Origin of the sequence: Parahaliea aestuarii, from assembly GCF_008064635.1 — a bacterium.
GTDB lineage: Bacteria > Pseudomonadota > Gammaproteobacteria > Pseudomonadales > Halieaceae > Parahaliea > Parahaliea aestuarii.
This window is the reverse complement of the sequence record NZ_VRYZ01000001.1, coordinates 752,032-771,173: the sequence shown is the minus strand read 5'-3', so window position 1 is coordinate 771,173 and position 19,142 is coordinate 752,032. Positions and strand designations below refer to the sequence as shown.

Genomic DNA, 19,142 nt, shown 5'->3' with positions numbered 1-19,142 from the left:
GCATGAAACTCACCGCCGAACTCAGCCTCTATCCCCTGCAGGAAGAGTACATTCCCGTCATCCAGGGTTTTATCGACCGCTTGCGCGAGCACGGCGACCTGGTCATTGTCACCAACGCCATGAGCACCCAGATCTGCGGTGACTTCGACCGCGTGTTCGCCATCGTGCGCCAGGAACTGAAAGCCAACTTCGAGGCGTTCGGCAAGCAGGTGCTGGTGTGCAAATTCATTCCCGGTGAACTGGAGCTGCGTCGATGAGTGAACCCGGCCTGACACAGCACCTGGCCAATGCCCTGGCCGCCATGTCGGGCTGGGAGTTGATCGCCGTGGTGCTGGGTGTGGCCTATCTGCTGCTCGCAGTGCGCGAGAGCCTGTGGTGCTGGTACGCCGCATTTGTCGGCACCGCCATTTCCCTCTACCTGTTCTGGCAGGTGGGGCTGGTGATGGAATCTGCCCTGCAGATCTACTACCTGGCGATGGCGGTGTACGGCTGGTGGCAGTGGCAGCAGAGCAGCGGCGGTGTCAGCGACGAGGCGGGCCAGCGCCCGATCAGTCGCTGGACCCTGCGCCAGCACACCGTCGCCATTTCCGCCGTACTGGCACTCTCGGCCATCAGCGGTAACCTGCTGACGGCCTACACCAACGCCGCCATGCCCTACCTGGATTCCTTCACCACCTGGGGCGCCATCCTCACCACCTGGATGGTGGCGCGCAAGGTACTGGAAAACTGGATCTACTGGCTGGTGATCGACGGCGCATCCATCTATCTCTATATCGACCGCGAGCTCTACCTTTTCTCGGCCCTGTTTGCGGTCTACCTGGTCATCGTTGTGGCCGGATTCTGGCAGTGGTTACACCACTACCGCGCGACCGCCAGCTGAGGCTGGCCCGGGTCCTGTCCCAGTGGCGACACTGGGACTGCGACCCGCCCCTGCCCGCCGAACCGACCGTCGCGGCCGAACTCGGCCCGGGTTTCAGCAATAGCAGCTACAAAGTTTCCAGTGCTGATGGGCGCCTGTTCACAATCCGCCTGGACGGCGTTGATCCCGCCCACCACGGTATCAGTCGCCAGGCTGAGTGGCGTGCCCTGCACAGCGCGCACCGGGCCGGTATCGCCCCCCGGCCGCGCTACTTCAACCCCGATCTGGGGGCGCTGGTGTACGACTATCTGGCGCTGGATGCAGAACGCGAACACAACACCGCCGACGTTGCCCGACTGCTGCGCAGCATCCACGCCCTGCCCCCCCTGCATCACCGCCTGGATCTCGGCGAACGCACCACCCGCTACCGCCGCCACTGCACGCCCGGACATCGCCTGGCCCAGGCACTGGCAGCCATCGATCACACCATCGACGAGGTCCTCGCCTGGCAGCGGGGCCAGAACAACCTCTGCCTGTGCCACAACGACCTGCTGGCGGCCAACAGGATTGTCAGTGGCGGACGCCTGCAGGCCCTGGACTGGGAGTACTGCGCGATGGGGTCGCCCTGGTTCGACCTAGCGGTGGTCTGCGCTGGCGATGAGTTGGGCCGGGCGGGCTGCGAGGAGCTGCTGGCAAACTACCTGCTGCGCCAGCCGGCGCAGCGCGACTGGCAGCAGCTGGCCACCTACGCCCTGCTCTACCACCATATCGAAGTACTGTGGTTTGCCGATACCAGCCCCGAAGGCGTGGACCTGGCTGCAAAAGTGGATCAACTGCTTGCCGCGGCAGGCCAGGTACAAACCCTCGGCCTGCCGCAAGGCTAGCGAGACGGTGTCAGTCGCGGAAATTGGTGAACTGCAGGGGCTGCTCGAAGTCGGCATCTTTTAGCAGGGCGATCACCTGTTGCAGGTCATCGCGCTTCTTGCCGGTCACCCGCACCTGTTCGCCCTGGATCTGGGCCTGCACCTTCAGCTTGGCGTCCTTGATCATCTTGACCAGTTGCTTGCACTGGGCGCTGTCCAGGCCGTGGCGCAACGTCACCGTCTCCTTCACCCCCTTGCCGGAGGGCACCGGCTTGCCGCACTCCATGGCCGCCGCGGCAATATCGCACTTGATCAGTGCCGTGCGCAGCATGTCTTCCATCTGGGTAATCTGGAAGGTGGCCTCTGCGGTGATGATCACGGAGCGCTCCTCGCGCTGGAAAGACGCCTCCACGCCCTTGAAATCAAAGCGGTTGCTGACAATACGCCCAGCCTGGTCCACCGCGTTGGTGAGCTGGTGCAGATCCACTTCCGATACCACGTCGAATGATGGCATAGTGCCTGATCCTCGCCACTGCATACATAGAGGTGCACATGGTAATGCGGCTCCCGCAGTTTACAATCCCCCGGCGGGCCGACTGATCCGTGTCTGCCTCGCACTGGCATATTCTCGGCTGTGGCGCCATGGGCCGGCTCTACGCCGCCCAGCTCAGTCGCGCCGGGCTGAAGGTCGTGCTCCTGCCGCGCACGGCGCCATCCGGCGCAGCGATGGCAATCGACATCACCGGCCTCAGCGCCAGCCACCACGCCCTGCCCTGGGAGTCTCCGGACGCCAGCGGCCCGATTCAGCAGCTGCTGGTCTTTACCAAGGCCTACGATGTGGCGCCGGCGCTGGCGACCGTACGCCACCGCCTCCACGATGACAGCCGGGTCATCCTGATGGCCAACGGCATGGGCTACGCGGAAGAGCTGCGCACCGTGGCGCCGGCACTGCGCCCGGCCCTTGGCACCAGCACACAGGGCGCCCACCGCCAGGGAGACGGGGTGGTGCTGCACGCCGGCCACGGCATCACCCGCGTTGGCATGCCGGGCGTTCCGCATGCACCGGACTGGTTCGCCCCCCTTGCCGACGCTCTGCCGGACTGCCGCTGGGAGAGCGATATCAACGCCGCCCTGTGGCGCAAACTGGCGATCAACTGCGCCATCAATCCGCTGACTGCGCTGCACAACTGCGCCAACGGTGAACTGGGCGAACGCCCGGAACTGGCCACCCAGGTCGGGGAGCTGTGCCGGGAGATCGCCGCGGTGGCCCGTGCAGCCGGGCAGGCAGCGGCACTGGAAGGGCTGGAAACACAGGTATTCGAGGTGATTCGCGCCACCGCGGCGAACCGTTCCTCCATGCTGCAGGACTTCAGCGCCGGGCGGCGCAGCGAGATCGACTACATCACTGGTTTTGTACTGCGGCAGGCGCTGCAATTCGGTATTAGCGCCCCCCGCAATGAAGCCCTGTGGCGCGCGGTCAAAGCCAGGGAGACAGCAGCATGATAAACACTTACACAGCCCTGCTGCTCGCCGTCCTGACCATTCCAGCGCTGGTGGTGGCGGACTACCGCCAGTGGCGCCCCGGCCGCTACCTGTGCAAACCCCTGGCCGCCCTCGCCTTCCTGGCGCTGGCCTGGAGCCTGGGCGCGTTGCACAGCAGTTACGGCCAGTGGTTGCTGGCCGGACTGGTCGCCTGTATGGCGGGGGACCTACTGCTGATGTTTGAGCGGCAAAGCGCCTTCATGGCGGGACTCGGCGCCTTCCTGGTCGGCCACTTGCTGTATATCGTGGCCTTTTGCCAACTGCCCGGCACCGTCGGCGCCCTGTGGGTCAGCGCCCTGCCGGTGGCAATTCTGGTGTTCGCCAGCTGGCGCTGGCTGGCACCCCATGTGCCGGGCGACATGCGCCTTGCTGTCCGGCTATACATTGCCGTGATCGCCGCCATGTTGCTCGCCGCCTCCACAACCTGGGGCAACCCTGCCGCGCTGTGGATTCTGCCCGGTGCAGTGGGCTTCGCCCTGTCCGACCTGGCGGTGGCGCGGCAACAATTTGTGCTCAGCGAGCGGCGCAACGGGCTGTGGGGGACACCGCTGTATTTTGTCTCGCAGCTGCTGCTGGCAGCTTCGGTGAGCAGCGTTTAACGCGTGACGTAGCTGTCCCGGGTCAGATCGACCAGTACCGCCTGCCAGCGCCGCAGGGACATGTCCGGCAGCAGCACAGCCTGGCGGTAGCGCTCCACGCCGGCGCCACTGCGGGCAAGACCCAGCAGGCACAGCTCCTCGCCACAGTGAAGATCAACTTCCAGTTGTTCGTTCGCCGCCGGCGGTTGGCGGTTGTTGGCCACGCCCTGACCGGCGGGCGGACAGGACGACGGCGCATTGTAGAACAACAGGCTGCCATCCTGCGCCAGCGCCGCCTTACACACTTGCACCTGCAGCCAGCGCACGGAGAGACCGGCGGGTAGTTGCGAAGCGGAGCTGGTTTCAATACGGGGCATCACCATCTCCACCCGGTAGGGCCTGGGCACCAGCAGAGCCACCAGCAGGGCAGTCAGCACCGCCACCGCGCCGATGGCAGCCTGAACCCGCCGTCTCCCCAGCAGGCGACGAACATCCGACAACGTCAGTTGCTCGAAGCCCCGCCAGTCGGACAGCTGGGAACGCCCCTGGCGCCGGAAATCCTGCGGCAGGGCGGGCGGCAGATCGTCCTCCGACTCCTGGCGCAGGCTGGAGCGCAAACCCGCCAGGGGCGGACGCAGCAGGCTCTGGGGCTGTTCGTGGGACAGATGACGCAGTATCTGCCGCACCCGGTGAGTATTGTCCGGTCGATCCGCGGGGGATTTCTGCAGCAGGCGCTGAATCAGGTCCCGCAGCCCCTCCGGCAAGGGCTTGCCATCGATAAGGGCGTCCGGCAAGGGTGGCGCGTCCCCCTCCCGCAGCCGCGTCACATCGAGTTTTCCGCGGCGCAGAAAGGGATGCTCTCCGCTGGCCATCCGGTATAGCAGGCAACCCAGGGCAAACAGATCCGAGCGCACATCCAGCGCTTCTCCGCTGAGGTGTTCCGGACTCAGGGCGCTCTCGCTGGCCGCGCCGTGAACGCCGATCGCCCGCCCCGGCGCCCGGGCAATGCCGAAGTCGCTGAGCACGGCGCGACCGTTGTCGGACACCAGCACATTGCTGGCCTTGAGATCGCCGTGGACAATCCCCTGCTGGCGCACCGCCGCCAGCGCCGCCGCCACATCGGTCGCGAGGCTCAGCAGGGCGCCGAGTTCCAGCGCCCCCTGCTGTGCAAGCAGTTCCTCCAGGTCGATCCCCGGCACATAGGCCATGATCATCGCCAGGTAGTCTCCGGCCAGGATCACATCGTGAATCTGCACTACCCGGTCGCTGTCGATAGCGGCAATGATGCGCGCCTCGTCCACCACCTTGCGCCGCTCAGCCCGCCCCGGCGGCAGGTGGTAAAGCTTGATCGCCACCCGTCGTTGCAGGCGGGTGTCGTAGCCCAGGTAAACACTGCCCTGGCCGCCGCGACGTATCAGCCGCAGTACCCGGTAGGGCCCGATCCGCGGAGCGCCGAAGGCTGCCGATCCCATCAGCGACCACGCTGCCGCAGACGGGCGCGCAGGCCCTGCGCCGAGACCCGCAGGGCAAGTGCCGCACGCCGCACATCGCCATTTGCCTCTGCCAGGGCTGCGGCCAGTTCGTCTTCCGACACTTCGCTGGCCAGCCGGAAACCGCTCTCCTGCAGCCGACGGTACACCGCCTGCCGCGACACCCCAAGACGCCGGGCGGTGGCTGCCACTTCGAACTCCGCCGCAGTGTGGGCGGCGCGAAAGTCATCGACACTCACCGCAACGGCCGCTGGCGCATTGACTGAATTTTCCTGCGGCGCTTTCTCCGCGCCGCCTTGCAATCGCGCCTCCAGGGCCGCCGGCATCACCAGCCCACCATCGCCACCCAGCAACAACTGCCGGGCAGTATTGGCCAGCTCGCGCACGTTGCCGGGCCAGTCGTACCGGGCAAGGCGCTGTATGACCTCGGCCCAACCCGCCGCGAGCATTGGGTCGGCACCGCTGCCCGGTAACAGCGAATGGGCATCCAGAACCGCCGCCTCCCGGCGCAGGAAGGCCAGCAACAGTTCACCCAGATCCTCGCGCCGCTCACGCAGCGGCGGCAGCAGGACTTCGATACTACCCAGGCGATAGCGCAGGGCGCTGCTGAAGTTGCTGTCCGCGGCGTCCAGGTCACTGTCGGTAGCCGCGATAACGCGGACATTCACCGCCTCCAGGGCGCCGCCGACCACCTGCACCTGCCGCTGCTGCAGGGCCCGCAACAACTGCGGCTGAATCTCGGCCGCCGTGGCGCCAATTTCATCCATGAACAGGGTGCCGCCCTCCGCCTGGCGAAAATAGCCCCGGCTGGCGGCCGCGCCGGTATAGGCGCCGCGTACACTGCCAAACAGGAGGGACGGAGCCAGTCCTGCCGGTATCGCCGCCATATTGATGGGCACCAGCGGTTCCCGTGCCCGGTCGCTGACCCGGTGCAGGGCCGTGGCGACCTCCTCCTTGCCGGTACCGGTTTCGCCGAGAATCAGCACGTCCAGGTCGGTGGGGCCGACACGGGCAATTTGCTGACGCAGGGCGCACATGGCGGCGCCAGAGCCCAACAGGTCCGGCGCCACCTCAGCGCGCTGCGCGCCACGGGCGGGCCCGCAGTGCAGCCACAGGACGAGCGCGTGACCCAACTGCAGCACGCAACCGCTGTTCAGCGCGTCTCGATCCAGAGAGAATACTTCGTCGCCGAGAGCGAGGCCATCGAGCCGGCAAGCGCAGGCACCCGCGCGGCGCTGCAGACGCAGCCCGTTCCGGTTGTAATGTAACTGCAGCGCCTGCCGCGACACATGCCCCTCACCCAGCGCTGCCTCTTCCCCGCTGCGACTGCAAAAAACAGGCTGCAAGCGGCCCAGCTCCAATGTACCGCCGTGCTGGCCCAGCGGCGTTTCATACCAGGCGCCGATGCGCCGCGGGTCGGGGTGAAAGAGTACAGTCAGGCTGAGAACTGAATCGCCATAGTCCGCCGCGAGGCTGGCAATCAGGGAGGGGAGAGTCGCTTCCGTGCGCGGTGGCTCAGTCATTGGCGATGAACGGGGCCTACATTATTGGGCTTTTCCGCAGTGTAGCAGCCCGCGGTATTTCGACCAGTCGAAGGCCGGCCCCGGGTCCGTCTTGCGCCCGGGCGCTATATCGCTGTGGCCGGCAATCCGCTCGGCGCTCATACCCGGCAATTCCCGTAACAGGCAGTCGCTCACCGCCGCCAGAGCGCGGTACTGGGCCTCCTCATAGGGGGTGTCGTCGCTGCCCTCCAGTTCGATGCCGATGCTGAAGTCGTTGCAGTTATCGCGGCCCTGGTAGCTCGACTGGCCGGCGTGCCAGGCCCGCTCCAGCAGGTTGACGAACTGCAGTACCTCGCCATCGCGCCGGATCAGCAGGTGGGAGGACACTTGCAGCCCGCGAATCGTTTCGAAGTAGGGGTGAGCGCCCCAGTCCAGGCAGTTGCTAAACAGCCGCGCTATGCAGTCGCCGCCGAATTCCCCCGGCGGCAGCGAGATGTTGTGGATCACCAGCAGATCCGGCGCCACCCCTTCCGGGCGCGGCCCGAAGTTGGGGGAAGGAACGATGCGCGCCGGCCGCAGCCAGCCCTGCTCCAGGTAAAAGGACATGGTTTCTCCAGTGACTGCAGGCATCATAGCGGAGGCCCGGCGCCGGGCTCAACGATTGCTGCCCGCCACTGACGCACCGCGGTGCAACTGCTAGAATCCCCCTCCCCTGCACGATGAGTGACCACCATGCTGAAGCTGCCCGCCGACATCATCCAACAGAATGTCCAGGCCGCCCTCGCCGAGGATATTGGCAGCGGCGATATTACCGCCGAACTGATTGGCGCCGACACACTGGCCACGGGCCGGGTCATCACCCGGGAGGCCGGCGTGCTGTGCGGGCGCCCCTGGGCGGATGCGGTGTTCAAGGCCGTCGACCCGGGCATACAACTGCAGTGGCAACACCAGGACGGTGAAGCCGTGGCCGCCAACGACACCCTGTTCACCTTCTCCGGCCCCGCTCGCGGCCTGCTCACGGCCGAGCGCAGCGCCCTCAACTTCCTGCAGTTGCTGAGCGGCACCGCCAGCGCCTGCCGCCGCTATGCCGACCAGGTACAGGGCACCAATGTGCGCCTGCTGGACACGCGCAAGACCATTCCCGGCCTGCGCATGGCGCAGAAGTACGCAGTGAGCTGTGGCGGCTGCCACAACCACCGCATCGGCCTGTTCGACGCTTTCCTGATCAAGGAAAACCACATCAACGCCTGCGGCGGCATTGCCAAAGCGGTACAGTCGGCCCGGCGCATCGCCCCGGGCAAGCCGGTGGAAGTCGAAGTGGAATCAATGGACGAACTGGCCCAGGCCCTGGAGGCCGGCGCCGACCGCATCATGCTGGACAACTTCAGCCTGGAAAAAATGCGCGAGGCAGTGACCCTGGCCAAGGGCAGGGCAGAACTGGAGGCCTCCGGTAACATCACCGACGTGACCCTGCGCCCGGTGGCGGAAACCGGGGTGGACTTTATCTCTATCGGCGCCCTCACCAAGGATTGCAAGGCGATGGATTTGTCGATGCGGCTGGATTAAGGCCGCTCAGCCCAGCGCTACCTTGCTCACCAGTACGCCATTGTTATCGGCATAGATATAGTCGCCGGGCTCAATCACCACACCGCCGAAATGCAGCGGAATATCCCGCTGCCCCTCACCGCGTTTGTCGGTCTTGAGCGGTACGGTGCCAAGGGCCTGCACCCCGAGATCCGTGCGGCCGATCTCGTCCACATCGCGGATCACCCCGTAAATTACCAGACCGGCCCAACCGCTGGCGGCGGCCTGCTCGGCAAGCATGTCACCCAGCAGGGCGCGGCGGCGGGAACCGCCGCCGTCCACCACAATCACTCGCCCCTCACCGGGTTCGGCCACCAGTGCCTTGACCAGTGAGTTGTCTTCGAAACACTTGATGGTGACAGCGCGGCCGCTGAACTGCTTGCGCGCCCCGTAGTTGGCAAACGGCAACTCGATGGCCTGCGCCTCGGGGGCATTGTCGGACAGATCGGGTGTGGACAGCGTACTCACAGTTGTCTCCCTAGAACCAGTTTTCAGGAAAGGCCTTCAGTTGACCACCGGCGCCGCGCAGGGCTCCTGAGTGGCCAGCGCTGCGCGGCAGGATCACCTCGGTGTAGAAGGCCGCGGTGGCAATCTTGCGCGGATAGAATTCGCGCGTTTCACCCGCGGCGATGCGCTCGTGACACAACAGGGCCGCGCGCGCCAGGTGCCAGCCGCCCAGCACATAGCCCGCCTGCATCATGTAATCGAAGGAGCCGCCCAGCGCTACTTCCGCATCGGCCTTCAGGCTGGCGACGATCTGTTCGGTGGTACCGCGCAAATCCGCCGCCGCGCCGGCCAGGGCCGCGCCAATGCCCGCCAGTTGCGCGTCGCCGCTGGCATTGAGGGCGGACACGGTATCCGCCACCTGGTCCAGCACATCGAGCATGGCGCCGCCGCCATCGCGACCGAGTTTGCGGCCCACCAGGTCCGCCGCCTGAATGCCGTTGGTGCCCTCGTAAATCGCCGCGATACGCACATCGCGCAGGAACTGCGCCGCGCCGGTTTCCTCCACGTAACCCATGCCGCCGTGCACCTGCACGCCGAGGGAGGTCAGTTCCTGGCCCACCTCGGTCAGCCAGCCCTTGATCACCGGGATCATCAGGTCCACCCGGGTCTGGGCGCCGGCGCGCTCCGCCTCGGGTCCGGCGTGGGCCAGGTCCATGCTCAGGGCCTCGGTATACACCAGGGCGCGCATGGCTTCATTCAGTGCGTTCATGGTCAGCAGCATGCGGCGCACATCCGGGTGCTGGATGATCGGCACCCCGGCCTGCACTCGCTCGCGGGCGTACTCCACCGCCTGCTGGTAGGCGCCGACCGACATACCCAGGCCCTGCATGCCGACTTTCAGGCGCGCTTCGTTCATCATGGTGAACATGCAGGCCAGGCCGCGGTTCTCCTCGCCCAGCAGATAGCCGATGGCGCCGTCGTTGTCGCCGAAGGCCATCACGCAGGTGGGGCTGCCGTGGATGCCGAGCTTATGCTCCACCGACACCGGGTAGACATCGTTGCGCTCGCCGAGGCTGCCGTCTTCATTGACCAGGTACTTGGGCACGATAAACAGGGAAATCCCGCGGCTGCCCTCGGGCGCGTCGGGCAGCTTGGCCAGCACCAGGTGCACGATGTTTTCACAGGCTTCGTGATCGCCCCAGGTAATGAATATCTTCTGCCCGTGGATGCGATAGTGCTCGCCCTCCGGCACTGCGCGGGCCTTCATCACACCCAGGTCGGAGCCGGCCCCGGATTCGGTCAGGTTCATGGTGCCGGACCACTCGCCGCTGTACATCTTCGGCAACCAGCGCTGCTTCTGTTCATCACTGCCGTGTTCGGCAATGGCCAGCGCCGCGCCGGCGCTCAACATCGGCTGCAGGGCGAAGGCCATGTCGGCGCTGTTCCACATTTCAAAGGCCGCCGTAGAATACAGCTCCGGCAAGCCCTGGCCGCCATAGTTGGGATCCGCGGCAATCCCGAACCACCCGCCTTCACCCAGTTGCTGCAGGGCTTCAGCATAGCCGGGGGAAATCGACACTACACCATCGGCGCAGGTGGCCGGGTGTTCGTCGCCGACCCGGCGCAGGGGGGAAATCACATCGCCGGCCAGTTTGGCGGCCTCGTCCAGCAGGGCGGTGGTGAGTTCCGGCCCCACGCCCAACTCCGCGTAGGCCGGCAGGTTGCCCAGCCGACTGCCGGCATCCAGCAGTTCATCGATGAGAAAGGTCATATCGTCTAGGGGGGCGCGGTAATAGGCCATGGGAATACCAGTGAGTTGAATACCTGAAAGATGACGATACCACCACGGAAGGGCGGCACGGATTGGCAATTGTATCGGGCCGCGTATAATTTCGTAAATTGATCCACAGCATCCCAGGCATTCACTGGGTGAATAAATCGCCACCGGGGGCCCCGTGAACCTGAACCGTATCGATCTCAACCTGCTGGTCTACCTGGACGCGCTGCTGCGGGAGCGCAATGTGACCCAGGCCGCCAACCAGTTGAACCTGTCCCAGCCCGCCATGAGCAACGGCCTGCGCCGACTGCGGGAGCTGTTCGACGACCCGCTGCTGGTGCGCACCTCCGACGGTATGACGCCCACCGAGCGCGCCCTGGAACTGGAGCCCATCGTGCGCGAGGTGCTGACGGAAATCGATCGCGCCGTGCAGCCGCGCTCCGCCTTTGAGCCGGACCAGGCCAGCCGCGTCTTCCGCATCATGGCCAGCGACTACGCCGAATCCACCCTGCTGCCCACCGTGCTCGGCAAGCTGCGCACCCAGGCGCCGGGCCTGACCCTGGACATCATGACCCCCTCGGACGTGAGCTTCCTCGATGTGGAGCGCGGCAAGGTGGACATGGTGATCAACCGCTTCGACTCCATGCCCCAGTCCTTTCACCAGATTCACCTGTGGAACGACTCCTTCTCCTGCCTGCTGAGCCCGGAAAATCCGCTGCTGGATGACTTCACCCTCGACAACTACCTGAAGGCCAACCACATCTGGGTGAGCAAGACCGGCATGGGCGTGGGCGTGGGTGTGGACCCGGACGATGTGCAGCGCCTGGGCTGGGTGGACAGCGCCCTGTCAAAGCTCGGCAAAAAACGCCAGATCCGTGTGTTTACCCGCCACTACCAGGCCGCCATGACCCTGGCGGAGCAGAACGACCTGGTGGTCACCCTGCCCACCCGCGCCGCCATGCTCAAGCGCAACAACCCGCGGGTGGTGCTGCGCGAGCCGCCGCTGGATATCCCGCCGCTGGAACTGAAAATGGCCTGGAGCCCCCTGCTGCAGCACAACCCCGCCAACAAGTGGCTGCGCAAGCTGATCGCCGATACCGCGCGGGAAATGGACGGGCAGGCGCCCCTGCCCTGAGCACGGCGCCAGCGCCGGATCAATTCCCGAGGGAGATGCGCCGGTCGATCCCGATGGCGTCGAGAAAGGCCTCATCGTGACTCACCACCAGCAGGGCGCCGTCATAGGCCCTGAGCCCGGCTTCCAGGACGGCGATCGCCTCCAGGTCCAGGTGATTGGTGGGTTCGTCCAGCAACAGCAGCTGCGGCGGCGACTCACCACCCAGCACACAGGCCAGGGCGGCGCGCAGGCGTTCGCCGCCACTCAGGCTGGCGACTTCCTGCAGGGCCGCGGCGGCCCGGAAACCGAGGCGCGCCAGCGCCCCGCGGCAGGCCTCGTCCGGCAGCCCGGGATTCTGCCGGCGGAAATTGTCCAGCACGGTGGCGTGCTCGGCCAGTAACCCGGTCCGCTGATCCAGCCGAGCCCAATCCACCCGGCATGCCACCCGCCCGGAAAGCGGCGCCAGTTCACCGGTAATCACCGCCACTAAGGTCGATTTGCCGGAACCGTTGGGGCCGGTAAGCGCCACGCGCCCGGGGCCGCTCACGCTCAGCGAAACATCCTGCAACACCGGCTGCAAAGGCGCGTAGCCAGCCGTCACCGCCTCCAGTTCGAGGACCGTTTTGCCCCGAGCCAGCCCGACGGAGGGGAAATCAATACTGAGCGCTTGCAGTATTTCCACCTTGTCGCGCGCGGTTTGCAGTGCGCTTTCCGCGGCGGCCTGGCGGGCTTCTGCAAGGCGCGCGTTGCCGCCGCCGGTCGCCTCGCTGCGCTCTTTCCTGGCATCCAGCAGAATCTTCGGGGCATCGCCCCTGGCGCGCTTGCGCCGCCCGGCGCCATCGCTGCGGGCCTTGCGCTCCACACGCTGTTGCGCGCTGCGCTGTGTCGCGGCCAGTTGCTTGCGGGCATCGGCCACATCGCGCTCGACGGCGGCCAGCTCGGCCTGCTTCGACGCCTGGTAATGCAGCCAGTTGCCCCCGTAGCGCGTTGCGCCCAGGCCGGTGAGTTCAACGATACAGTCCATCTGGCCCAGCAGGTTGCGGTCATGGCTGACCACCAGCGCGCCGCCACGCCAGTTGGCGAGCAGGTCCAGGACAGCGGCGCGGCCCTCGCTGTCGAGGTCATTGGTGGGTTCATCCAGCAGCAGGAATTGCGGCTCGCCAAACAACAGCGCCGCCAGCGCCAGGCGGGTGCGCTGGCCGCCGGACAGGGTTTCTATGCGCGTATCGGCCCGTACATCGAGACCGCTGCCGAGAACGGCGCTTTCGAAGCGGGCCGGCAGGGTCCAGTCCGCTGCGCTGAAATCCGCCAGTGTGCCCTGCCCCGCTTCTATGCGGGCCAGGCGGGCAAGAGCGGCTTCGATACCAAACAGCTCCGCCACGGTACCGCGTATCGTCGCCCCGCAGCCCTGTCGCAGCCAAACGACAGTGACGGAGCACTCGACAGCGCCGGCATCCGGCTTCACGTCGCCGGCGATCAACCGCAACAGCGTGGATTTACCCACACCGTTGCGCCCCACCAGGCCGGTGCGCTCGCTGGAAAAACCGAGATTGAGTTGAGTGAAGAGCGCGCGCCCTTCAGGCGTAAGCGCTGTGACCCCGCGCAGGGTGATAACAGAAGCAGGCATGGACAATTCCCCGGACCGCAAATTTGAGACGATGTGCGATAAGCCAGACTCTGGCGGGAACTGCGTTATCCATCGTTTTCACTCCTGCAGACAAAGGGAACCCGGCGACTTTAGCCGCGGCCGGGCATGATACCCACTGCTAATGGCGATTGCCACGCGGCCTGAGTCCGGCGGCGCTTGCAACGCCACCGCGCGATCCTCTCACTGGCCGGGTTCTTCGTAAATTGTGTAGAGTTTCCGGGTGGCTTCGACCACCTCCCAGGTGCCGGTGAAGCCCCGGGGGATCACAAAGCTGTCGCCCGCCCTGAGGGTGGTTGCGGCTCCCGCCTCGTCGGTCACGATACTGACACCCTCCAGCAGATGGCAGGTTTCTTCTTCAGTGTAGTTGATGTGCCACTTGCCGGGCTCACTGTGCCAGAAGCCGGCGAAATAGCGGCCGGTGGGGTCGGTGTAGTGGTTCCAGAGGGTCTGCCTGGGGTTACCTGCTATAAGCTTGGCGGCGTCGAGATAGTAGGTTTCCGCTTCGACGTCACGGGTGTTGAGCTTGATCAAGGGAAAAGGTGTCGACATGGATGGTCCTCTGTTTAGACGGCGGCAACAATAGCAGAGCGCTATGTTGTCCAGCCAGATGCAGCGCATTCCCCGATGGGGTTAGCAACAAGCCCTCCTGCAACCATTCACAAAGCGCATGGCCACGATAAAAACGATAAATTAGCTAAATTATGGGTGCCCTCCTAGAATTCGGCTTTACTACCAGAGACCCGCCGCTTCGCGCGGCCAGCAAAGGATGTACAGCATGAGTGAGCGTATCCAGCAAGGCGGCCTGCAGATTGCCGCCGTTCTGCATGAACTGTTGGAGCGGGATATTGCACCGGGCACCGGCGTCGCCCCGGAGGCGTTCTGGTCCGCTCTGGAGGCCATCGTCAACGAGCTCGGCCCGCGCAATCGTGCGCTGTTGGCCGAGCGCGACGCGCTGCAGGCGAAGATTGACGCCTGGCACCGCGACCACCCTGGCGCTGGCTATGATCGCGCCGCCTACAAAGCCTTCCTTGAAGAAATCGGCTACCTGCTGCCGGAACCGGGCGACGTCACCATCGCCACCGAGAACGTGGACGAGGAAGTCGCCACCCTCGCCGGCCCCCAGCTGGTGGTGCCGGTGATGAACGCACGCTATGCACTGAATGCCGCCAACGCCCGCTGGGGCAGCCTGTACGACGCCCTGTACGGCACCGATGTAATCCGCGAAGACGGCGGCGCGGAAAAGGGCCCCGGCTACAATCCGGTGCGCGGCGACAAGGTCATCGCCATGGGCCGCGATTTCCTCAATGCCCACTGCCCCCTGTCCACCGGCGATCACAGCCAGGCAAAAGCCTATACCGTGGTGGGCGGCGTGCTGCAGGTGGTATTGCAAGAGGGCCAGATCGCCTCGCTCGCCGACCCGGCCCAGTTCCGCGGCTACGCCGGCGAGCCCAATGCACCCACCAACGTGCTGCTGCGCCACAACGGCCTGCACATCGATATCCAGATCGATACCACCCATCCCATCGGCGCTACCGACCGCGCCGGGGTGAAAGACATCGCCCTGGAAGCCGCCCTGACCACCATCCAGGATTGCGAGGACTCGGTTGCCGCGGTCGACGCCGACGACAAAGTGGTGGTCTATCGCAACTGGCTGGGACTGATGCGCGGCGACCTCAGCGAATCCATCAGCAAGGATGGCGATACCCATACCCGCCGCCTCAACCCGGATCGCCGCTTTATCGGCGCCGATGGCAACGACCTGGTACTGCCCGGCCGCAGCCTGATGTTCGTGCGCAACGTCGGCCACCTGATGACCAACGACGCCATCCTCGACAGCGAGGGCCGCGAGATCCCCGAGGGCATCATGGACGGCATGTTTACCGCCCTGATTGCCCTGCACGACCTGCAGAAAAGCAGTGACGAGCCGCGCAACTCGCGCTGCGGCAGCGTGTACATCGTGAAGCCAAAAATGCACGGCCCCGGGGAAGTGAGCTTTACCTGCGAGCTGTTCGACCGTATCGAGGACGCCCTGGGCCTGGCGCGCAACACGCTCAAGCTCGGCATCATGGACGAAGAGCGCCGCACCACCATCAACCTGAAGGAGTGCATTCGCCGCGCCCGCGAACGGCTGGTGTTCATCAACACCGGCTTCCTCGACCGCACCGGCGACGAAATCCACACCAGCATGGAGGCCGGCGCCATGACGCCCAAGGGCGCCATGAAGCAAGAGCCCTGGATCAACGCCTACGAGGACTGGAACGTGGACACCGGCCTGGCCTGCGGCCTGCGCGGCCGCGCCCAGATCGGCAAGGGCATGTGGGCCATGCCGGACCTGATGGCCGAGATGCTGAAAGCCAAGATCGGCCACCCCCAGGCCGGCGCCAACACCGCCTGGGTGCCCTCACCCACCGCCGCCACCCTGCACGCCACCCACTACCACACAGTGGATGTGGCCGCGCGCCAGCAAGAACTGGCAAACCGCCAGCGCGCGTCGCTGGACGACATTCTCAGCATTCCGCTGAAGGGAGCGGAAGGTTTATCTGCGGACGACATCCAGCGCGAGCTGGACAACAACGCCCAGGGCATTCTCGGCTATGTGGTACGCTGGATCGACGCCGGGGTGGGCTGCTCGAAAGTGCCGGACATCAACAATGTGGGCCTGATGGAAGACCGCGCCACCCTGCGCATCTCCAGCCAGCACATTGCCAACTGGCTGCGCCACGGCGTGTGCAGTGAACAGCAGGTGCGCGAGACGCTACAGCGCATGGCCGCGGTGGTGGACGAGCAGAATGCCGGCGACCCGGGCTACCGCAATATGGCCCCCGGCTTTGCTGACTCAGTGGCGTTCCAGGCGGCCTGTGAACTGGTGTTCGAGGGCTGCGCGCAGCCCAACGGTTATACCGAGCCAGTCCTGCACCGGCGGCGGCGGGAAGCAAAAGCGAAATACGGGGCGTAACAACGCCCCGCTTCAATGACTTGAATCTTCCAGGCGCCCCCGCGATAGCCGGGGCGCCTTTCAGTTCAAGCAGACTGCTGCAGCGCCGTGCGACCCAGTGCCGTCATCGGCTCCACATAGTCATAGTCCAGCGCCTCGGCCACCGCTTCGCAGGTAATCATGCCTGCATGCACATTCAGCCCGTTGCGCAGGTGCGGATCGCGATCCAGCGCCGCTTCCACCCCCAGGTTCGCCAGTTTCAGCGCATAGGGCAGGGTTGCATTGGTCAGCGCCATGGTTGAGGTACGCGCCACGCCACCGGGCATGTTGGCCACGCAGTAGTGCACCACGCCGTCCACCACGTAGGTCGGGTCCTGGTGCGTGGTCGCGCGGCTGGTTTCAAAGCAGCCGCCCTGGTCAATCGCCACATCCACCATCACCGCGCCTTTCTTCATGCGGCTCACCAGCTCGCGGCTGATCAGCTTGGGCGCCGCGGCGCCGGGGATCAGTACCGCGCCGACCACCACATCCGCCTCCAGCGCATGGCGCTCGATGGCATCGGCGGTGGAGTAAATGGTTTTCAGGCGCCCGCCGAAGTGCATATCCAGCTCTTTCAGGCGATCCAGTGACTTGTCGAGGATGGTGACGTCCGCCCCCAGCCCCATCGCCATGCGCGCGGCGTTGATACCCACCACGCCGCCGCCAATCACCAGCACTTTCGCCGGCTCCACGCCCGGCACGCCACCCAGCAGCATGCCGTTGCCGCCCTGGGCCTTTTCCAGATTGTGAGCGCCGGCCTGGATCGCCATGCGGCCGGCCACCTCGCTCATGGGCGCCAGCAGCGGCAGGCCGGCACCGTCGGAAGTGACGGTCTCGTAGGCGATGGCGGTGGCGCCGGATTCCAGCAGCAGGCGGGTCTGCTCCGGGTCCGGGGCCAGGTGCAGGTAGGTGAACAGCAACTGGCCCGGGCGCAGCTGGCGACACTCCGCGGGCTGGGGCTCCTTTACCTTGATGATCATGTCAGCCCGTTTGAAGATTTCCTCGGCGCTGGCGACAATCTCCGCCCCGGCGCCGAGGTACTGCTCGTTGTCGAAGCCAATAGCAAGGCCACCGTCGTGCTCCACCAATACCTTGTGACCGTGACTCACCAGTTCCTTGACCCCGGCCGGGGTAAGGCCGATGCGGTATTCGTGGTTTTTGATTTCCTTGGGTACGCCGATCAACATGTGAGCCTCCTTGGTCAGGGCCAGCTAAATAAGTGTCTAAACCACCAGTCTAGAAGGCGATAGCGGAGATTTTCACTGGAGTTTTCCCTGCAAATCAGTAGATTCACAAACTTGAGGCCCGCAAACAGCGCTTTCAGCTATTTAAAAGCCAAAATGTATTAATCGAATCAGTTTTTATAACCAAATTGCCAGGGAATTTCATGGAACGCCGCGCCCACACCCTCAGCCGCATTGACCGCAAAATCCTGCGCCTGCTGCAGAATGATGCCCGCATGAGTTATGTGGACCTGGCCAAAGAAGTCGGCCTGTCGCCCACGCCCTGCAAGGAGCGCATCAAACGCCTGGAGCGCGAGGGCATCATTCGCGGCTACCAGGCCATCCTCAATCCAGAATACCTGGATGCCGGCCTGGTGGTGTTCGTGCAGATCCGCCTGAACCGCACCGCCCAGGACATCTTCGAGGAATTCAAGAACAGCGCCTTCGACCTGCCGGAAGTACAGGAGTGCTACCTGGTGTCCGGTAACTTCGACTACCTGATCAAGGCGCGGGTGGCCGACATGACCGCCTACCGTGAATTTCTGGGGGAGACCCTGCTTACCCTGCCAGGTGTACTGGAATCCACCAGCTACGTGGTGATGGAGCAGGTGAAGGAGACGCTGGCACTGAAAGTGCCCTACTGATCATTCGTCGTCCGGGTCGGCATCCGCGTCTTTGTACTGCAGGTTGGTGAGCTGTTCCGAGAGCAACCCCATGAGGAAGATGATCATGCCCGCCAGCACCAGCAGCGTGCTCATATTGGTGAAACGAAAAGAGCCCGAGGCCGCCCAGGCCAGCAGGTAGTTGAGGAAGCCAATACCGGCAACCGCCACCGAAGTGGGAAAGTAAACCTTGAGCGGCGAGTACAGTGTGCCGATCTTGAAGATGATCAGCAGGAAGCGCACCCCGTCGCGCAGCACATTGATGTGACTCTTGCCCACCCGCTGGGATACCGAGATCGGCACAAAGCCCACCGAATACCCGGCGCGGAAGAATGCCATGGTGGAAGTGGTGGGATAGCTGAAACCGTTTGGCAGCAGGTAGAGGAAGCCGAGGAACTTCTTGCGCCGCACCGCGCGAAAGCCCGAGGTGAGGTCGGGAATGTTCTTGTTCACCATCCAGCTGGCCAGGCGATTGTAAAACCCGTTCGCCCCCCAGCGCGCGATACTGGCCTGGTCAGACAGGCCACTGCGGGCACCGACCACCATGTCGTAGCCCTCGTCCATCTTGTACAGCAGGCGTTCAATATCCATGGGGTCGTGCTGGCCGTCACCGTCCATGAATACAATCACGTCGCCGCTGGCAGCGCGGGCACCGGCCTTGATGGCCGCGCCATTGCCCTTGCTGTAGGGCTGGGACAGCACCTTTACCCCGGATGCTTCGCAGATACCGCGAGTACCGTCCGTCGAACCGTCATCGACAACGATGATCTCCGCCTCGGGGTAGAGTTCAGCAAGGCGCGGCAGGGTGTTGGACAGGCCCTGTTCTTCGTTTTTTGCGGGGATGACGATGGAAAGATGCACCCGTGTAGAACTCCGGAC

At 65.0% G+C, this 19,142-nt stretch carries 19 protein-coding genes; 9 read left to right on the top strand and 10 right to left on the bottom strand.

The genetic code is table 11. From position 1 onward, the window contains the following. Window positions 1–2: 2 nt before the first annotated feature. The 3 genes from FVW59_RS03490 to FVW59_RS03480 are packed head-to-tail and all read left to right on the top strand — an operon-like array spanning window position 3 to window position 1,743. Window positions 3–257: a YkoF family thiamine/hydroxymethylpyrimidine-binding protein gene (locus FVW59_RS03490; protein ID WP_148062818.1), complete on the top strand. Its 255-nt coding sequence runs from the start codon at window positions 3–5 to the stop codon at window positions 255–257. After that, a complete protein-coding gene (gene pnuC / locus FVW59_RS03485) occupies window positions 254–880 on the top strand; it encodes a nicotinamide riboside transporter PnuC (protein WP_148062817.1) in 627 nt (208 codons plus the stop codon). Before FVW59_RS03490 ends, pnuC begins: the two co-directional genes overlap by 4 nt. Further along, the gene (locus FVW59_RS03480) at window positions 847–1,743 is read left to right on the top strand and encodes a phosphotransferase (RefSeq protein WP_187275729.1); all 897 of its coding nucleotides are present in this window, start codon (window positions 847–849) and stop codon (window positions 1,741–1,743) included. The genes pnuC and FVW59_RS03480 overlap by 34 nt, the downstream gene beginning before the upstream one ends. Window positions 1,744–1,753: 10 nt before the next feature. Here FVW59_RS03480 and FVW59_RS03475 read toward each other — a convergent pair whose 3' ends face one another. Further along, the gene (locus FVW59_RS03475) at window positions 1,754–2,236 is read right to left on the bottom strand and encodes a YajQ family cyclic di-GMP-binding protein (protein WP_148062815.1); all 483 of its coding nucleotides are present in this window, start codon (window positions 2,234–2,236) and stop codon (window positions 1,754–1,756) included. An 89-nt stretch (window positions 2,237–2,325) separates the two neighbouring features. Here FVW59_RS03475 and FVW59_RS03470 point away from each other — a divergent pair, with 89 nt between their 5' ends. Together FVW59_RS03470 and FVW59_RS03465 are read left to right on the top strand one after the other, a co-directional pair. Beyond that, window positions 2,326–3,225 (top strand): 2-dehydropantoate 2-reductase, encoded by a 900-nt coding sequence (locus FVW59_RS03470; protein WP_148062814.1) that lies wholly within the window; start codon window positions 2,326–2,328, stop codon window positions 3,223–3,225. Next, a complete protein-coding gene (locus tag FVW59_RS03465) occupies window positions 3,222–3,863 on the top strand; it encodes a lysoplasmalogenase (protein WP_148062813.1) in 642 nt (213 codons plus the stop codon). The genes FVW59_RS03470 and FVW59_RS03465 overlap by 4 nt, the downstream gene beginning before the upstream one ends. On the opposite strand, the gene FVW59_RS03460 is transcribed toward FVW59_RS03465, so the two are convergent. Genes FVW59_RS03460 through ampD form a run of 3 tightly spaced genes read right to left on the bottom strand, consistent with a single transcriptional unit; the run spans window position 3,860 to window position 7,440 of the window. After that, complete coding sequence (locus FVW59_RS03460; protein ID WP_148062812.1) at window positions 3,860–5,314, bottom strand: serine/threonine-protein kinase; 1,455 nt, start codon at window positions 5,312–5,314, stop codon at window positions 3,860–3,862. The genes FVW59_RS03465 and FVW59_RS03460 overlap by 4 nt on opposite strands. Continuing rightward, window positions 5,314–6,855, bottom strand: coding sequence for a sigma 54-interacting transcriptional regulator (locus FVW59_RS03455; RefSeq protein ID WP_148062811.1), 1,542 nt, complete (start codon window positions 6,853–6,855; stop codon window positions 5,314–5,316). Before FVW59_RS03455 ends, FVW59_RS03460 begins: the two co-directional genes overlap by 1 nt. A 21-nt stretch (window positions 6,856–6,876) precedes the next feature. Further along, window positions 6,877–7,440 carry a 1,6-anhydro-N-acetylmuramyl-L-alanine amidase AmpD gene (gene ampD / locus FVW59_RS03450; protein ID WP_148062810.1) on the bottom strand — a complete coding sequence of 188 codons (564 nt, stop codon included), beginning with the start codon at window positions 7,438–7,440 and terminating at the stop codon, window positions 6,877–6,879. Between the two features lie 126 nt (window positions 7,441–7,566). Between ampD and nadC the strand changes: the two genes are divergently transcribed. Further along, window positions 7,567–8,400 carry a carboxylating nicotinate-nucleotide diphosphorylase gene (gene nadC, locus FVW59_RS03445; protein ID WP_148062809.1) on the top strand — a complete coding sequence of 278 codons (834 nt, stop codon included), beginning with the start codon at window positions 7,567–7,569 and terminating at the stop codon, window positions 8,398–8,400. A 6-nt stretch (window positions 8,401–8,406) separates the two neighbouring features. Here the strand turns inward: nadC and rraA are convergent, their stop codons facing one another. Beyond that, on the bottom strand, window positions 8,407–8,886 hold the full coding sequence (gene rraA, locus FVW59_RS03440; protein ID WP_148062808.1) for a ribonuclease E activity regulator RraA: 480 nt from the start codon (window positions 8,884–8,886) through the stop codon (window positions 8,407–8,409). 10 nt (window positions 8,887–8,896) lie between these two features. Next, window positions 8,897–10,666: an acyl-CoA dehydrogenase gene (locus FVW59_RS03435; protein ID WP_148062807.1), complete on the bottom strand. Its 1,770-nt coding sequence runs from the start codon at window positions 10,664–10,666 to the stop codon at window positions 8,897–8,899. Window positions 10,667–10,820: 154 nt separating this feature from the next. On the opposite strand from FVW59_RS03435, the gene FVW59_RS03430 reads away from it, so the two are divergent. Further along, window positions 10,821–11,777: a LysR family transcriptional regulator gene (locus FVW59_RS03430; protein WP_148062806.1), complete on the top strand. Its 957-nt coding sequence runs from the start codon at window positions 10,821–10,823 to the stop codon at window positions 11,775–11,777. Window positions 11,778–11,796: 19 nt separating this feature from the next. Here FVW59_RS03430 and FVW59_RS03425 read toward each other — a convergent pair whose 3' ends face one another. After that, on the bottom strand, window positions 11,797–13,383 hold the full coding sequence (locus FVW59_RS03425; RefSeq protein ID WP_148062805.1) for an ABC-F family ATP-binding cassette domain-containing protein: 1,587 nt from the start codon (window positions 13,381–13,383) through the stop codon (window positions 11,797–11,799). 201 nt (window positions 13,384–13,584) lie between these two features. Next, window positions 13,585–13,953 (bottom strand): cupin domain-containing protein, encoded by a 369-nt coding sequence (locus FVW59_RS03420; protein ID WP_148062804.1) that lies wholly within the window; start codon window positions 13,951–13,953, stop codon window positions 13,585–13,587. Between the two features lie 226 nt (window positions 13,954–14,179). Here FVW59_RS03420 and FVW59_RS03415 point away from each other — a divergent pair, with 226 nt between their 5' ends. Beyond that, window positions 14,180–16,360 (top strand): malate synthase G, encoded by a 2,181-nt coding sequence (locus tag FVW59_RS03415; protein WP_148062803.1) that lies wholly within the window; start codon window positions 14,180–14,182, stop codon window positions 16,358–16,360. Window positions 16,361–16,425: 65 nt separating this feature from the next. Here FVW59_RS03415 and ald read toward each other — a convergent pair whose 3' ends face one another. After that, a complete protein-coding gene (gene ald / locus FVW59_RS03410) occupies window positions 16,426–17,565 on the bottom strand; it encodes an alanine dehydrogenase (protein WP_148062802.1) in 1,140 nt (379 codons plus the stop codon). A gap of 200 nt (window positions 17,566–17,765) precedes the next feature. Here ald and FVW59_RS03405 point away from each other — a divergent pair, with 200 nt between their 5' ends. Further along, window positions 17,766–18,245: a winged helix-turn-helix transcriptional regulator gene (locus FVW59_RS03405; RefSeq protein WP_116368614.1), complete on the top strand. Its 480-nt coding sequence runs from the start codon at window positions 17,766–17,768 to the stop codon at window positions 18,243–18,245. Here FVW59_RS03405 and FVW59_RS03400 read toward each other — a convergent pair whose 3' ends face one another. Then, the gene (locus FVW59_RS03400; RefSeq protein ID WP_148062801.1) at window positions 18,246–19,124 is read right to left on the bottom strand and encodes a glycosyltransferase family 2 protein; all 879 of its coding nucleotides are present in this window, start codon (window positions 19,122–19,124) and stop codon (window positions 18,246–18,248) included. Window positions 19,125–19,142 lie beyond the last annotated feature (18 nt).

Excerpts from the sequence above, each read along its gene's own strand:
- FVW59_RS03490 (WP_148062818.1), top strand. The coding sequence starts at position 3 with ATGAAACTCACCGCCGAACTCAGCCTCTATCCCCTGCAGGAAGAGTAC.
- pnuC (WP_148062817.1), top strand. The coding sequence starts at position 254 with ATGAGTGAACCCGGCCTGACACAGCACCTGGCCAATGCCCTGGCCGCC.
- FVW59_RS03475 (WP_148062815.1), bottom strand. The coding sequence starts at position 2,236 with ATGCCATCATTCGACGTGGTATCGGAAGTGGATCTGCACCAGCTCACC.
- FVW59_RS03465 (WP_148062813.1), top strand. The coding sequence starts at position 3,222 with ATGATAAACACTTACACAGCCCTGCTGCTCGCCGTCCTGACCATTCCA.
- FVW59_RS03460 (WP_148062812.1), bottom strand. The coding sequence starts at position 5,314 with ATGGGATCGGCAGCCTTCGGCGCTCCGCGGATCGGGCCCTACCGGGTA.
- FVW59_RS03455 (WP_148062811.1), bottom strand. The coding sequence starts at position 6,855 with ATGACTGAGCCACCGCGCACGGAAGCGACTCTCCCCTCCCTGATTGCC.
- ampD (WP_148062810.1), bottom strand. The coding sequence starts at position 7,440 with ATGTCCTTTTACCTGGAGCAGGGCTGGCTGCGGCCGGCGCGCATCGTT.
- nadC (WP_148062809.1), top strand. The coding sequence starts at position 7,567 with ATGCTGAAGCTGCCCGCCGACATCATCCAACAGAATGTCCAGGCCGCC.
- FVW59_RS03435 (WP_148062807.1), bottom strand. The coding sequence starts at position 10,666 with ATGGCCTATTACCGCGCCCCCCTAGACGATATGACCTTTCTCATCGAT.
- FVW59_RS03425 (WP_148062805.1), bottom strand. The coding sequence starts at position 13,383 with ATGCCTGCTTCTGTTATCACCCTGCGCGGGGTCACAGCGCTTACGCCT.
- FVW59_RS03420 (WP_148062804.1), bottom strand. The coding sequence starts at position 13,953 with ATGTCGACACCTTTTCCCTTGATCAAGCTCAACACCCGTGACGTCGAA.
- FVW59_RS03415 (WP_148062803.1), top strand. The coding sequence starts at position 14,180 with ATGAGTGAGCGTATCCAGCAAGGCGGCCTGCAGATTGCCGCCGTTCTG.
- ald (WP_148062802.1), bottom strand. The coding sequence starts at position 17,565 with ATGTTGATCGGCGTACCCAAGGAAATCAAAAACCACGAATACCGCATC.
- FVW59_RS03405 (WP_116368614.1), top strand. The coding sequence starts at position 17,766 with ATGGAACGCCGCGCCCACACCCTCAGCCGCATTGACCGCAAAATCCTG.